This window comes from Streptococcus sp. HMSC073F11 (genome assembly GCF_001810785.1).
GTDB lineage: Bacteria > Bacillota > Bacilli > Lactobacillales > Streptococcaceae > Streptococcus.
In genome coordinates, this window is sequence record NZ_KV802690.1 from 569,075 (window position 1) to 582,581 (window position 13,507).

Genomic DNA, 13,507 nt, shown 5'->3' on the forward strand with positions numbered 1-13,507 from the left:
CCTTATCAAAATGAATGAGATTTTTATCTGTTGACAAGCCTGCAGCTGGATAGTAGATTTTACCGATTTTCTTCTCTTGGCGTTCTTCGATACGTTGTGTAATCGGGTGGATAGAAGCAGAAACGTCGTTGATGTAGCTGATAGAACCATTTGGAGCAACAGCAAGGCGGTTTTGGTGATAAAGACCATCTGCTTGAACCTTTTCGCGAAGTTCAGCCCAATCAGCAGCACTTGGAATAAAGACATCTTTGAAGAGTTCTTTAACACGGTCTGATTTTGGAACAAACTCGCCTGTCACATACTTGTCAAAGTAGCTTCCATTAGCATAGTCTGATTTTTCAAAGTTGTGGAAGGTGATACCACGTTCACGCGCGATGTTATTAGATTCTACCAAGGTCCAGTAGTTCATAAGCATAAAGTAGATGCTTGTAAATTCAACTGACTCAGGAGATCCGTACTCAATCAGTTGTTGGGCAAGGTAACTATGAAGCCCCATGGCACCAAGACCAAAGGTGTGAGCCAAACTGTTTCCATGGTCGATAGTAGGGACAGCTACGATGTGTGAACTATCTGTAACGAAAGTAAGGGCACGAACCATAGCACGGATAGAACGACCAAAGTCAGGTGAAGTCATCATGTTGACCACGTTGGTTGATCCAAGGTTACATGAAACGTCTGTTCCCATTTGAAGGAATTCTTGAGCATCGTTAATCAAGCTTGGTTCTTGAACTTGAAGAATCTCAGAACACAAGTTACTCATGATAATCTTACCATCAACCGGGTTTGCACGGTTAGCTGTATCAATGTTGACGACATAAGGGTAACCAGATTCTTGTTGCAATTTAGAGATTTCAGTTTCCAAATCACGCGCCTTGATTTTTGTCTTGCGGATATTTGGATTTGCGACCAATTCATCGTATTTTTCAGTGATGTCGATGTAGTTGAATGGCACACCATACTCAAGTTCTACAGAGTACGGGCTGAAGAGGTACATTTCTTCATTTTTACGAGCCAATTCGTAGAACTTATCGGGTACTACAACACCGAGTGAAAGAGTCTTAACACGAACTTTTTCATCGGCATTTTCTTTCTTAGTGGAAAGGAAAGCGATGATATCTGGGTGAAAGACATTGAGGTAGACAACCCCAGCACCTTGACGCTGACCCAATTGGTTAGAGTAAGAGAAACTGTCTTCGAAGAGTTTCATAACTGGTACGACACCAGAAGCTGCTCCTTCATAACCTTTGATAGGTGCGCCAGCTTCACGAAGGTTGCTTAGAGTAATACCTACACCACCACCGATACGTGAAAGTTGAAGAGCTGAGTTGATAGAACGTCCGATAGAGTTCATGTCATCAGTTACTTGAATCAAGAAACAAGATACCAACTCCCCACGACGAGCACGACCTGCGTTCAAAAAGGAAGGAGTAGCAGGTTGGTAGCGTTGGTGGATGATTTCATTGGCAATATCAGTCGCAATTGCTTCATCCCCGTCAGCAAAGTAAAGTGCATTAAAGAAGACACGGTCTTCCATACTTTCAAGGTAATATTCACCGTCATTAGTCTTCAAGGCATACTGGTTGTAAAACTTATAGGCAGCCATGAATGATTTGAATTGGAAGTTTTGGTCTTTGATAAATTGATGCAATTCTTCCAAAAACTCTGGACGGTATTTCTTGAGAAATGCAGTTTCGATGTAGTTATGTTCAATAAGGTAGTTGATTTTATCAGTAATTGAATCAAAAACCATAGTGTTTGGAACTACATTTTCTTTAAAGAAAGCATCCAAGGCTTCCTTATCTTTATGAAGCATGATTTGTCCATTGACAGGACGGTTGATTTCGTTATTGAGACGGAAGTAAGTCACGTCTTCAAGATGTTTTAATCCCATAAAATTTTCCTTATCTAACCTGATTACAAAAGAAAGGCCTCTAAGTTAGCCCTAGAAGCGAGTTTCTTCTGGATGATTTACTAAGATTATGCTAATTGTTTCAGTTTTCCTGGTTGGAAACCTGAAAAGACTTCAGTTGGTGTTTGGATGACAGGAGCAGCGCTGAAACCGAGCTCTTTAACTTGATCGACGTACTCAGGTTGCTCGTCAAGATTGATCTCACGATAAGCGACATTATTACTGTCCAAGAAACGTTTAGTCATCTTACATTGGACACAGTTGTTTTTAGAATAAACGGTTACCATTGTGTAACTCCTCTTTCAAAATAGATTACTTTCTTAGTATATCAGAAAATAAATTTTTGTCAATGATTTGAAACTAAATATAGTGGTCTATTTTTCTACTAAAGGTTGCAAAACACAATATGTAGTGTTTGTTTTATGAAATAGTGATAATTATCCTAGAAGTAGTTTTTTGGAAAACTATATCCTGTGTTTTGTTATCTAGAATAGAAGATTTTCAGCAAGTTATCTGAAAGGAAATCGAATAAATCCCATAAAATGCTTGAAAAAAATCCTAGAAGATGGTATAATACCAAATTGTAAGGGTTATCACATATAACTCAAAAAAGAAAGAACAAAAGGAGAGTCAAACTATGGCTTCTAAAGATTTCCACGTAGTGGCAGAAACAGGTATTCACGCACGTCCAGCAACATTGTTGGTACAAACTGCAAGCAAATTTGCTTCAGATATCACTCTTGAGTACAAAGGTAAATCAGTTAACCTTAAATCAATCATGGGTGTTATGAGTCTTGGTGTTGGCCAAGGTGCTGATGTAACTATCTCAGCTGAAGGTGCAGATGCAGATGACGCTATCGCTGCAATCTCAGAAACAATGGAAAAAGAAGGATTGGCATAAGGAAAATGACAGAAATGCTTAAAGGAATCGCAGCATCTGATGGTGTTGCAGTTGCAAAAGCATATCTACTCGTTCAACCGGATTTGTCATTCGAGACTGTTTCAGTCGAAGATACAAACGCAGAAGAGGCTCGTTTGGATGTAGCTCTTGAAGCTTCTCAAAACGAGCTTTCTCTTATCCGTGAGAAAGCTGTAGGTACGCTTGGTGAAGAAGCGGCTCAAGTTTTTGACGCTCATTTGATGGTTCTTGCTGACCCAGAATTGATTGGTCAGATTAAAGAAACAATCCGTGCTAAGAAAGTCAATGCTGAAGCAGGTCTTAAAGAAGTGACTGACATGTTCATCACTATCTTTGAAGGCATGGAAGACAACCCATATATGCAAGAACGTGCAGCGGATATCCGCGACGTGACAAAACGTGTATTGGCAAATCTTCTTGGTAAGAAATTGCCAAACCCAGCTTCTATCAATGAAGAAGTAATCGTCATTGCGCATGACTTGACACCATCTGATACAGCTCAATTGGACAAAAACTTTGTAAAAGCTTTTGTAACAAACATCGGTGGACGTACAAGCCACTCAGCTATCATGGCACGTACACTTGAAATTGCAGCTGTATTGGGAACAAATAACATCACTGAAGTAGTGAAAGACGGTGATATCCTTGCCGTTAACGGAATTACTGGTGAAGTCATTATCAACCCAACAGATGAACAAGCGGCAGAATTTAAAGCAGCTGGTGAAGCTTATGCTAAACAAAAAGCTGAATGGGCACTTTTGAAAGATGCTCAAACAGTGACTGCTGACGGTAAACACTTCGAGTTGGCTGCTAACATCGGTACTCCAAAAGACGTTGAAGGTGTTAACAACAACGGTGCAGAAGCTGTTGGACTTTACCGTACAGAGTTCTTGTACATGGATTCTCAAGACTTCCCAACTGAAGATGAGCAGTATGAAGCATACAAGGCTGTACTTGAGGGAATGAATGGTAAACCAGTGGTTGTTCGTACAATGGATATCGGTGGAGATAAGGAACTTCCTTACTTCGATATGCCACATGAAATGAACCCATTCCTTGGATTCCGTGCCCTTCGTATCTCTATTTCTGAAACTGGAGATGCAATGTTCCGTACACAAATCCGTGCCCTTCTTCGTGCTTCTGTTCATGGTCAATTGCGTATCATGTTCCCAATGGTTGCCCTTTTGAAAGAATTCCGTGCAGCTAAAGCAGTTTATGAAGAAGAAAAAGCAAACCTTCTTGCTGAAGGTGTTGCAGTTGCGGATGACATCCAAGTTGGTATCATGATTGAAATCCCTGCAGCAGCAATGCTTGCAGATCAATTTGCAAAAGAAGTAGACTTCATGTCAATTGGTACAAATGACTTGATCCAATACTCAATGGCAGCAGACCGTATGAACGAGCAAGTTTCATACCTTTACCAACCATATAACCCATCAATCCTTCGCTTGATCAACAACGTTATCAAGGCAGCTCACGCTGAAGGTAAATGGGCTGGTATGTGTGGTGAGATGGCTGGTGACCAAAAAGCTGTTCCACTTCTTGTCGGAATGGGCTTGGATGAATTCTCTATGTCAGCAACATCTGTCCTTCGTACACGTAGCTTGATGAAGAAATTGGATACTGCTAAGATGGAAGAGTACGCTAACCGTGCCCTTACAGAGTGTTCAACAATGGAAGAAGTTCTTGAACTTCAAAAAGAATACGTTAACTTCGATTAATGTGATTAACCTTGTAACCTAGTTGCAAGGTTTTTTGATACATTCGGGAATAGTGTAGTCTTGTAAAGTTCACTTTTCAATGAGTCAGAGGCATGATATAATAGGGGGAAACAAATAGAATAAGAGAGAAATCATGTCTAAAGAAATTGATATTGAGTACTACCACCAGCTAGCCTTGCAAAAGCAGAAGGAACACCGTAAAGTTTTAGCCACTCTAAAGAAAAAACCACCTAAAAACCTAGACAAGATAGCCCAGCAGATTCACCAAGAAGTCTTTGCGGAGATTGATTGTACGGCCTGTGCTAACTGTTGCAAGACATTGGGTCCTGACTTCAAGGAAGCAGACATCACTCGTATTGCCAAGTATTTTAAGATGAAATTACCAGCTTTTGAAGCGGAGTTCCTTCAGGTAGATGAAGATGGCGATAAGGTTTTTAAATCCATGCCTTGTCCCTTTCTAGGAGGAGATAATCTCTGTTCCATCTATGATGTTCGTCCCAAGGCCTGCCGAGAGTTCCCCCATACAGATCGCAAAAAGATCCATCAAATCAACCATTTGACGATTAAGAATACTTTGACCTGTCCAGCAGCCTATCTCTTTGTTGAGAAATTAAAGGATAAGTTATAGAGATTTAAAGGATAAAAAATTTCTAATAATAACTAACAATATGAAGGGAGAACTCTGTGCCTAGACCGAAAACAAAAGAGGAGCTAGTACTGGCCTCTAAGGAAAACTATGAAAAGCTCAATCGTTTCATCTCCCAACTAAGTGAAGATGAGCTACAGACTCCATTTGATTTTTCAAGAGACCCAAAGAAAAAAGAAGCTCACTGGAAAAGGGATAAAAATCTACGGGATGTCTTGATCCATCTTTATGAATGGCAGCAGTTACTTTTGACTTGGGTACATTCCAATCAAAAAGGTCACGAAAGACCTTTTCTCCCTGAATCTTATAATTGGAAAACTTATGGAGAAATGAATATCGCTTTTTGGAAGAAGCACCAGAAAACCTCCTTAGAAGAAGCGACTAGACTCCTAGAACAATCACATAGGGAGGTTTTAGAATTGATAGAAGTTTTTAGCAATGACGACCTCTTTACCAAAGGTGTCTATAAGTGGACCGGCGGAACAAGTCTAGGTTCCTACTTTGTCAGTAACACCTCCAGTCATTATGATTGGGCTCTGAAAAAACTCAAAGCTCACCGGAAGAATTGTAAAGGATAGATGGACTGTTTGAAATGGTAAGAATGAGTTCTTTTAAACGTAAGATAAAAGCAAATGGCTATCAAGTGATGTAGCCCTTTTGAGTTATACAAGCAAATTACCATGCAAAAGCTGTCGTTGGAGCATTGAGCGCTTCTAACCATTGTTTATTTTTCGCAGGGCAAAGAGTTACGGATATACCTGCCATATCTAGACTGGTCATAAATGTTCCTGATTTTATAAAGGTAATAGTGACTCCTTCAATTTCTAAGAGTTGAAGGAGATCATTGATAAATATCCCCATTTCTAAGTTGCTGGTAGTGCCTAGATTATTTACAAGCAATATAAAATGATCACCCTTTTTCCAATGATAGTGCAATCTTAATTTACTTATAATTTCATTTGCAAGGATTTCCGATGATTGGAATGGGACGATACGATAACCTTCTTCGCCATGTATCCCAATACCATAAGAAATATTTCCTTCTTCTAAGTTAAATAGTGGACGGGTGGCTTGGGGGAGACTAGCAGATTTCGTTGCAAAGCCAATTGTTGCGATTTCGGGAGCAAGCTGATGACCTAAATCAGTTAGTTGCTCGATGTCGGCACCATTCTGAGCTGCATATCCTAGAACTTTATGAAGTAAAATAGTCCCTGCAAGCCCTCTTCCTCTAATTTGAAATCTATTGTGAGGTTCAATTGAAATATCGTCGTGTGCTAGACTATAGCCAACTTTAATTCCTTCTTTTCTAGCAGTGTTAATGGCCCAGCTAAATTCTTTGATGTCTGCTTCGAAATTTTTTACAATGATGAAGACACCGTGACCATTGTTTAAAAAACGAATGGACTCTAAGATTTCAGTTCTTGTAGGAGGAGTAAATAATTGGCCATAGATAGCAGCGGTAAGCATTCCTTCTCCCACATATCCAATATGCGCAGGTTCGTGACCGGAACCTCCACCCGACAATATTGGAACCTGATAAGGTTTGCGATTTTTTTGATAGACTAATGGTAAGGTAGGGTGTTTTTCTAATTCAGGATGACTGCTGACAGTTGCCGAAATGTAACTTGAAATAATTTTCTGTTTATGATTTGAAATAAATGTCATTGTGGTCTCTTTCCAATAATTGTCATGATTAGAAAGTCTGGTTGTGGAACTGGACTTTTTTTATTGACGTAAGCCTTCACGATCTCTGCTAGAGCATGTGAATGATAGTCTAACAAAAAGCAAGTATAAGCAGATGAATCGATATCAATCTGACCGTATTCTCTTAAAATTTTTGATACAAGCAAGCGACAGTAGCTGATAAATTGGTCATAGAAGTTATTTTGCCCTTGAATATCAAAAAGTTGAATATAAAAGTCACGCTCTTGTTCGAAATAAAAAAATAATTCTTGTAATAGTTTTTGGCCTGAAATGAAGTCCAAGTTATTGGTGATATACTCGGTTAAGTCATTTTCAAATATCCAGTCTAGCAGTTCATATTTGTCAAGAAAGTGATTGTAAAAGGTCTGTCTACGAATGCCAGCTGATTCCATGATATCTACAATAGAGATTTTATCAAATTCTCTAGTAGCTAATAGGTCTCTAAATGCCTTGGCAATCCGTTTTTTTGTAATAAGTGATGATGCCATAGGAAGCCTTTCTGTTACTTCCTTCATTTTACCAAAAAAATGTTTTAAATGGGTTTAAAAGGGGACAAATAATAGAATCTGTCCCTTATCATCCAGCAATAAAAAATATATAATGAAAGCGAAAACAAAGATACATGCCGAAAGGAGTTTCTCATGAAAAAAATTATAAATGAACCGACACAGGTTGTTGATGAAATGTTGCAGGGATTGTCATTCATGCATGATGACTTGGTAGAACGCTTAGATGGTTTTGATGTCATCGTTAGAAAGGCAGAAAAGACAGGAAAAGTTGGACTCATTTCAGGTGGAGGTTCAGGACATGAACCAAGTCATGCTGGATTTGTAGGAGATGGAATGTTGTCTGCTGCCATTTGTGGAGCAGTTTTCACTTCACCTACTCCGGACCAAATTTTAGAAGCCATTAAGGCGGCTGATGAAGGTGCTGGAGTTTTCATGGTCATCAAGAACTATTCTGGTGACATTATGAACTTTGAAATTGCACAAGAACTTGCTGAAATGGAAGGTATTGATGTAGCAAGTGTTGTAGTCGATGATGATATTGCGGTTGAAAATAGTCTCTATACCCAAGGCCGTCGAGGTGTTGCGGGTACTATTTTAGTCCATAAAATTTTGGGGGCTGCAGCTCGTTCTGGTAAATCATTAGCTGAAATGAAGGAATTGGCCGACAAACTTGTGTTAGAAATTAAAACAATTGGCCTTGCCTTGTCTGGAGCAACTGTCCCTGAAGTTGGGAAACCAGGATTTGTTCTAGAAGATGATGAATTTGAATATGGTGTTGGTATTCACGGTGAGCCAGGATATAAAAAAGAGAAAATGCAGCCTTCCGCACAATTGGCATCAGAGTTGGTTGAAAAATTATCTGAAGGTTTCCAACTTAAATCAGGCGAACGCTATGGCCTTCTCATTAATGGTTTAGGAAGCACTCCTCTTATGGAACAATACGTATTTGCAAATGATGTGGCAAAATTACTCCATGAAAAAGGTGTTGAGTTGGCATTTAAGAAAATTGGAAACTATATGACATCAATTGATATGGCTGGATTATCATTAACATTGATTCGATTGGCAGATGATGAATGGTTGGATGCTCTAAATGCACCTGTTACTACACCAGCTTGGTAAAACTCAAGGAGGAAATGTCAAATGAATGCTGAACAAGCTCTTGAATGGATGAAACTTTTTAATGAAAAGATTCAAGAACAGAAAGATTACCTTAGTGAGCTAGACACTCCTATAGGAGATGGTGACCACGGTGGAAATATGGCACGTGGCATGGCTGCAGTTATGGAAAACTTAGAAGGAAAGCAATTTGAGACAAGTAGTGATGTTTTTAAACTTGTGTCAATGCAACTACTGAGTAAGGTAGGCGGTGCTTCTGGTCCCTTGTATGGCTCTGCTTTTATGGGCATGGCCAAGGCTGATTCAAATTCGAAATTAGAAGAAATCTTACAAAGTGGTTTGGATATGATTGTCAAACGTGGGAAAGCAGAAGTTGGAGAAAAGACAATGGTTGATGTTTGGACTCCTGTTATTGCAGCCTTGTCTGATGGCCAGTTGACTCAAGAGGTTATTGATCAGGTAGTGAATGCTACCAAAGATTTACTTGCAACTAAAGGAAGAGCATCTTATGTAGGGGAACGTTCTCTTGGACATATTGATCCTGGATCATTCTCATCAGGATTACTCTTTACTGCTCTATTAGAAACTGGGGTGGTTTAATGGGAAGTATTGGTCTTGTTATCGTTTCACATTCCAAAAAAATTGCACATGGTGTTGTTGAACTGATTAGTGAAGTGGCTAAAGATGTTCCGATTACTTATGTAGGAGGAACCGAAGATGGAGGAATTGGAACTAGTTTTGATCAAGTAGATAGGGTTATTTCTGAAAATCCAGCAGATACTTTACTTGCCTTTTTTGACCTAGGTTCTGCTAAAATGAATTTAGAAATGGTGGCTGATTTCAGTGATAAGAGTATCATCATCAACAGTGTTCCAATTGTAGAAGGCGCCTATACTGCAGCTGCTCTTCTTCAGACTGGGGCAGAACTGTCGGTTATTCAAACACAGTTGGCGGAACTTGAAATCAATAAATAAGGAATTTACTATAACTCTTTTTATAGGTGGGTTATTGATTATCACTACTATCAAAGTTTAAGTAAATAATTTCAAAATCAGAAAGGGATTGCTTGCGCAGTTCCTTTTTAATGTAAAAGGAGTGGAATCATAGCGTTTCTAAATTGTTAATACTCTTCGAAAATCAAATTCAAACCACGTCAACGTCGCCTTACCGTACTCAAGTACAGCCTGCGGCTAGCTTCCTAGTTTGCTCTTTGATTTTCATTGAGTATAATAATTCAAAACTGATTGTGATGGGACTATTCTAGCTTTAGAATCCTTCAAAAATTTAGATTTAAAGCAATCAATGGTTTAGAAGAGTGTAAAAACATTTACTTTATAGGAATTCTAGGTCTAAAATTACATATATATTTATGAAGTTAGGGTATTCGATAGTTAGGATTGTTCTATTCTAAAAGATTTGGGCTGTCAATTGGATAGGAGAGTGTTTTTTTATGTTAGATTCCAGTAAAAATGATTTGATAGATAATATTAAAGAAAAATCAAAATCATAATTTTGCTTAATATGGTATAATATTTCTAACAATTTAAACATAATGAGGTAGTAATTTATGGATGAAGTTTTATTTTTTGGCGAAGATGACTTTGATATTCTTGATATTGACGGTTATGAACTAAAACCCTCAACGTTTTTTAATAAGTTACCAGAAATAGCCCAACCTTTAGCCAAAAATGCAAATAAAATCTTATCTGAAGTAGAAAAAATGTTATATTCTGCTCCAGCCTTTATCCATGTTGTCCAATCTAGTATACCTGAAGAGGTTTTTCAGGCAATTCTTTCTCCAGAACAACGGGAACAAATTGCTCAAGGAGTGCTAAAATTAATGACAAAGAAAGATGGCTCTCTCTTGGCGGTATTAGTAGATACTAATACTAATAAAGTCATTGGAAATGTACCATTGAAATCTGTTAAATTGACACCAGAATTAAATAAAGCGTTAGCTGATTATTCGTCACAAATTCAAATGGCTCAGATTGCAGAGGAGATTCAAAATGTACAATATGCTATTGAAGACGTCAGAAAAGGACAGGAGTCAGATAGACTTGCCATAGCCTATAGTTGTCAACAGAAACTCTTGCAGGCTAGAGAGATATCAGATCCAAACATTAGAACAATGATGTTACTGCAAGTTATTTCAGATGCAGAAGATAGTCGAAACCTTCTAATGCTTAGTCAAAAATCTAATGTAAATTTTATTAAAGAACAACCAGATTCTACTTGGGGGAAGTTATTAAAAGGGGATAAACCAGATAAAATTGAAGCTCGTATGAATGAGATTAGAGATGGATTAGCAGCCGTAAATATCGTTTCACTATCAGCAGCAATAGCTTATGATGAGTTGGGCGAGAAAAAAGCTGCTCAAAAAAGTTTGGATTACTTTGGGAAATTTATTAACGAAACTTATCTCAGTTCTCAAGAATTAGTAGAGAGACTTGATCTACTTGATCCTTCTCCTACAAATTACTGGACAAAAGAATTGCCAAAAATTGAAACTTCTATAATGAAATTGCCAAATAAACTAGATTCTATTGAGACAGAGGTGGTAGAATGAAAGAAATAAAAAAATGCAAGATATGTACTAGGGATTTACCATCAAGTTATAAGCACAATAAGTGCGAATCGTGTAGAAACAAAAAAATAGATGAAGCAAAAAAGATACTTAAAGTTGTTGGACAAGTTGGAAGTGTGGTTACTCCAGTTGTAGTTGGTATGTTGATGAATAAAACTAAGAAAAAGAAGAAATAAACTAATCTATTAAGTACCTAGAAAGGAAAACACCAAATTGTCCTACAAATTTCTACTTTTTGACCTTGACCACACTCTTCTTGATTTTGATGCTGCTGAGGATGTGGCTTTGACCCAACTTCTAAAAGAAGAAGGAGTTACAGATATTCAGTCTTATAAAGATTATTACGTTCCTATGAACAAGGCTCTCTGGAAGGATTTGGAGCAAAAGAAAATTAGTAAACAAGAGCTGGTTAACACGCGCTTTTCTCGTTTATTTGCCCATTTTGGACAGGAAAAAGACGGTAGTTTTCTAGCCCAACGTTACCAATTTTACCTAGCCCAACAGGGACAAACACTTTCAGGTGCGCATGAGCTCTTGGATAGCCTCATTGAACGTGATTATGACTTGTATGCTGCGACAAATGGAATTACTGCCATTCAGACAGGGCGCTTGGCTCAATCGGGTCTGGCACCTTATTTCAATCAAGTTTTTATCTCTGAACAGCTGCAAACACAAAAGCCTGACGCACTTTTTTATGAAAAAATCGGTCAGCAGATTGCTGGATTTAGCAAAGAAGAGACGCTGATGATTGGAGACTCCCTAACCGCCGACATTCAAGGTGGCAATAATGCGGGGATTGATACTATCTGGTACAACCCTCATCACCTCGAAAATCCCACACAAGCCCAGCCGACTTACGAAGTCCATTCTTACCAAGACTTGCTGGATTGTTTAGATAAACTGTAAAAAGTGGTTTAGATAGCCACTTTTTGCTATAATAGAGGCAGTAAAAACGAAGGAATAGTTAACGATGTCAAGGCTAGAACTTTCTCTTTATGAACCATTGTATACACTAAAGGAAGTTGATCAAAATATCTGGATAGTGGATGGTGATTTGATTCAAATGGATATGAAGATCTTCAAACTTCCTTTTCAGACACGTATGACGGTGATTAAGTTAAATGATGGCAAACTTTGGATTCATTCTCCTATTGCGCCAAACGAGAAACTCTTTACTGAACTGGACGCTCTGGGCAGAGTAGCTTACCTGATTTCACCAAATAAGATTCACTACGCCTATATTGCAGATTGGAGAAAAAGATATCCTCATGCGCAAGCATGGTCTAGTCCAGGAGTTGAAGAGAGAGCGAAAAGTCAGAATGTCAAGGTGGAATTTGATGCTGCCTTAACAGATAAGGCTCCTGACCTATGGTCTGATGAGATTGATCAGCTTATTTTTAAGGGAAGTTCTGTCATCGAAGAGGTCGTGTTTTTTCATAAATCAACTAAAACACTCATTGTAACAGACCTTATAGAGAATTTTGAACCTGAAAAGATAGCTAGTCCAATCCGCAGAAAATTCTATCGTTTAGCTCGTGTAACAGCCCCTGATGGTCAAACTCCTATTGATTATCGTATGACTTTTTTAGGAAGACAAAGGGAAGCAAAGGTTTCCTTTTCCCGTATGTCAAACTGGAAACCGGATAAGATTATACTTGCACATGGTTTATGCTTTTTTAAAAATGGTGTGGATGAATTAAGACGTGCTTTTAGATGGATAAGATAAAGGAGGGAAAGATGGAACACTCGTCTTGGCATGCTTTGATTAAGGAGCAGTTACCTGCTGGTTATTTCGGGAAAATCAATCAGTTTATGGAGCAGGTCTATGCTCAAGGAACTGTTTATCCACCTAAGGAAAAGGTTTTTCAGGCTCTCTTGACTACACCGCTTGAAGAAGTGAAGCTAGTGATTCTGGGGCAAGACCCCTATCACGGACCAGGTCAAGCGCAGGGTTTGAGTTTTTCTGTACCTGACTCTATCCCAGCTCCGCCATCCTTGCAAAATATCTTGAAAGAATTGTCAGATGATATCGGAGTTAAGAAATCCCATGATTTGACAGCTTGGGCTGAGCAAGGAGTCTTACTTCTCAATGCTTGCTTGACTGTTCCTGCTGGACAGGCTAATGGTCATGCTGGCCAGATATGGGAGCCTTTTACTGATGCTGTGATTCAGGTGGTCAATCGTCTGGATAGACCAGTGGTCTTTGTACTTTGGGGAGCTTATGCACGCAAGAAGAAGGTCTTAGTTACCAATCCTCATCACTTGATTATCGAATCAGCCCATCCCAGTCCTTTATCTGTTTACAGAGGATTTTGGGGTTCCAAGCCTTTTTCTAAGGCCAATACATTCTTAAAAGAGACAGGACAAGAGCCAATCGATTGGCTTAGATAAGG

16 protein-coding genes are annotated in these 13,507 nt (G+C 38.7%); 12 read left to right on the forward strand and 4 right to left on the reverse strand.

From position 1 onward, the window contains the following. The coding region (gene nrdE, locus HMPREF2764_RS04400; protein ID WP_070527467.1) for a class 1b ribonucleoside-diphosphate reductase subunit alpha at window positions 1-1,891 on the reverse strand (1,891 nt) is incomplete at its 3' end. Window positions 1,892-1,977: 86 nt separating this feature from the next. Beyond that, a complete protein-coding gene (gene nrdH, locus HMPREF2764_RS04405; protein ID WP_000259241.1) occupies window positions 1,978-2,196 on the reverse strand; it encodes a glutaredoxin-like protein NrdH in 219 nt (72 codons plus the stop codon). 350 nt (window positions 2,197-2,546) lie between these two features. Here nrdH and HMPREF2764_RS04410 point away from each other — a divergent pair, with 350 nt between their 5' ends. From HMPREF2764_RS04410 to HMPREF2764_RS04425, 4 genes are all read left to right on the forward strand, one after another. Further along, window positions 2,547-2,810, forward strand: coding sequence for a phosphocarrier protein HPr (locus HMPREF2764_RS04410; RefSeq protein ID WP_000146947.1), 264 nt, complete (start codon window positions 2,547-2,549; stop codon window positions 2,808-2,810). A gap of 5 nt (window positions 2,811-2,815) precedes the next feature. Beyond that, window positions 2,816-4,549, forward strand: coding sequence for a phosphoenolpyruvate--protein phosphotransferase (gene ptsP, locus HMPREF2764_RS04415; RefSeq protein WP_004241506.1), 1,734 nt, complete (start codon window positions 2,816-2,818; stop codon window positions 4,547-4,549). Window positions 4,550-4,682: 133 nt separating this feature from the next. After that, a complete protein-coding gene (locus tag HMPREF2764_RS04420; protein WP_049499406.1) occupies window positions 4,683-5,177 on the forward strand; it encodes a YkgJ family cysteine cluster protein in 495 nt (164 codons plus the stop codon). 56 nt (window positions 5,178-5,233) lie between these two features. Further along, the gene (locus HMPREF2764_RS04425) at window positions 5,234-5,773 is read left to right on the forward strand and encodes a ClbS/DfsB family four-helix bundle protein (protein WP_070527470.1); all 540 of its coding nucleotides are present in this window, start codon (window positions 5,234-5,236) and stop codon (window positions 5,771-5,773) included. Window positions 5,774-5,870: 97 nt separating this feature from the next. On the opposite strand, the gene dhaQ is transcribed toward HMPREF2764_RS04425, so the two are convergent. Both dhaQ and dhaS read right to left on the reverse strand, forming a co-directional pair. Beyond that, entirely contained in the window at window positions 5,871-6,860 is a 990-nt protein-coding gene (gene dhaQ, locus HMPREF2764_RS04430) for a DhaKLM operon coactivator DhaQ (RefSeq protein ID WP_070527473.1), read from the reverse strand. Further along, complete coding sequence (gene dhaS / locus HMPREF2764_RS04435; RefSeq protein WP_070527476.1) at window positions 6,857-7,387, reverse strand: dihydroxyacetone kinase transcriptional activator DhaS; 531 nt, start codon at window positions 7,385-7,387, stop codon at window positions 6,857-6,859. Before dhaS ends, dhaQ begins: the two co-directional genes overlap by 4 nt. 153 nt (window positions 7,388-7,540) lie before the next feature. Here dhaS and dhaK point away from each other — a divergent pair, with 153 nt between their 5' ends. The 8 genes from dhaK to HMPREF2764_RS04475 all read left to right on the forward strand — a co-directional run bounded on the left by dhaK (window position 7,541) and on the right by HMPREF2764_RS04475 (window position 13,505). Then, on the forward strand, window positions 7,541-8,530 hold the full coding sequence (gene dhaK, locus HMPREF2764_RS04440; RefSeq protein ID WP_070527479.1) for a dihydroxyacetone kinase subunit DhaK: 990 nt from the start codon (window positions 7,541-7,543) through the stop codon (window positions 8,528-8,530). Window positions 8,531-8,551: 21 nt separating this feature from the next. Further along, a complete protein-coding gene (dhaL, locus tag HMPREF2764_RS04445) occupies window positions 8,552-9,127 on the forward strand; it encodes a dihydroxyacetone kinase subunit DhaL (protein WP_024057029.1) in 576 nt (191 codons plus the stop codon). Further along, window positions 9,127-9,501, forward strand: a complete 375-nt coding sequence (gene dhaM, locus HMPREF2764_RS04450) for a dihydroxyacetone kinase phosphoryl donor subunit DhaM (RefSeq protein ID WP_024057030.1) — start codon at window positions 9,127-9,129, stop codon at window positions 9,499-9,501. Before dhaL ends, dhaM begins: the two co-directional genes overlap by 1 nt. A 593-nt stretch (window positions 9,502-10,094) precedes the next feature. Then, on the forward strand, window positions 10,095-11,096 hold the full coding sequence (locus HMPREF2764_RS04455) for a hypothetical protein (protein WP_083306590.1): 1,002 nt from the start codon (window positions 10,095-10,097) through the stop codon (window positions 11,094-11,096). Continuing rightward, window positions 11,093-11,290 carry a hypothetical protein gene (locus HMPREF2764_RS04460; protein ID WP_070527482.1) on the forward strand — a complete coding sequence of 66 codons (198 nt, stop codon included), beginning with the start codon at window positions 11,093-11,095 and terminating at the stop codon, window positions 11,288-11,290. Before HMPREF2764_RS04455 ends, HMPREF2764_RS04460 begins: the two co-directional genes overlap by 4 nt. A gap of 37 nt (window positions 11,291-11,327) precedes the next feature. Then, window positions 11,328-12,020 carry a pyrimidine 5'-nucleotidase PynA gene (locus HMPREF2764_RS04465; protein WP_070527485.1) on the forward strand — a complete coding sequence of 231 codons (693 nt, stop codon included), beginning with the start codon at window positions 11,328-11,330 and terminating at the stop codon, window positions 12,018-12,020. A gap of 64 nt (window positions 12,021-12,084) precedes the next feature. Further along, window positions 12,085-12,840, forward strand: coding sequence for a DUF4336 domain-containing protein (locus tag HMPREF2764_RS04470; RefSeq protein WP_070527488.1), 756 nt, complete (start codon window positions 12,085-12,087; stop codon window positions 12,838-12,840). A gap of 11 nt (window positions 12,841-12,851) precedes the next feature. Continuing rightward, window positions 12,852-13,505, forward strand: a complete 654-nt coding sequence (locus HMPREF2764_RS04475; RefSeq protein WP_070527491.1) for a uracil-DNA glycosylase — start codon at window positions 12,852-12,854, stop codon at window positions 13,503-13,505. The last annotated feature ends 2 nt before the right edge of the window (window positions 13,506-13,507 follow it).

Coding starts and splice junctions, on each gene's coding strand:
- HMPREF2764_RS04420 (WP_049499406.1), top strand. CDS start 4,683: ATGTCTAAAGAAATTGATATTGAGTACTACCACCAGCTAGCCTTGCAA.
- HMPREF2764_RS04455 (WP_083306590.1), top strand. CDS start 10,095: ATGGATGAAGTTTTATTTTTTGGCGAAGATGACTTTGATATTCTTGAT.
- dhaS (WP_070527476.1), bottom strand. CDS start 7,387: ATGGCATCATCACTTATTACAAAAAAACGGATTGCCAAGGCATTTAGA.
- HMPREF2764_RS04475 (WP_070527491.1), top strand. CDS start 12,852: ATGGAACACTCGTCTTGGCATGCTTTGATTAAGGAGCAGTTACCTGCT.
- nrdH (WP_000259241.1), bottom strand. CDS start 2,196: ATGGTAACCGTTTATTCTAAAAACAACTGTGTCCAATGTAAGATGACT.
- dhaM (WP_024057030.1), top strand. CDS start 9,127: ATGGGAAGTATTGGTCTTGTTATCGTTTCACATTCCAAAAAAATTGCA.
- dhaK (WP_070527479.1), top strand. CDS start 7,541: ATGAAAAAAATTATAAATGAACCGACACAGGTTGTTGATGAAATGTTG.
- HMPREF2764_RS04460 (WP_070527482.1), top strand. CDS start 11,093: ATGAAAGAAATAAAAAAATGCAAGATATGTACTAGGGATTTACCATCA.
- HMPREF2764_RS04470 (WP_070527488.1), top strand. CDS start 12,085: ATGTCAAGGCTAGAACTTTCTCTTTATGAACCATTGTATACACTAAAG.
- dhaQ (WP_070527473.1), bottom strand. CDS start 6,860: ATGACATTTATTTCAAATCATAAACAGAAAATTATTTCAAGTTACATT.
- ptsP (WP_004241506.1), top strand. CDS start 2,816: ATGACAGAAATGCTTAAAGGAATCGCAGCATCTGATGGTGTTGCAGTT.
- HMPREF2764_RS04410 (WP_000146947.1), top strand. CDS start 2,547: ATGGCTTCTAAAGATTTCCACGTAGTGGCAGAAACAGGTATTCACGCA.
- dhaL (WP_024057029.1), top strand. CDS start 8,552: ATGAATGCTGAACAAGCTCTTGAATGGATGAAACTTTTTAATGAAAAG.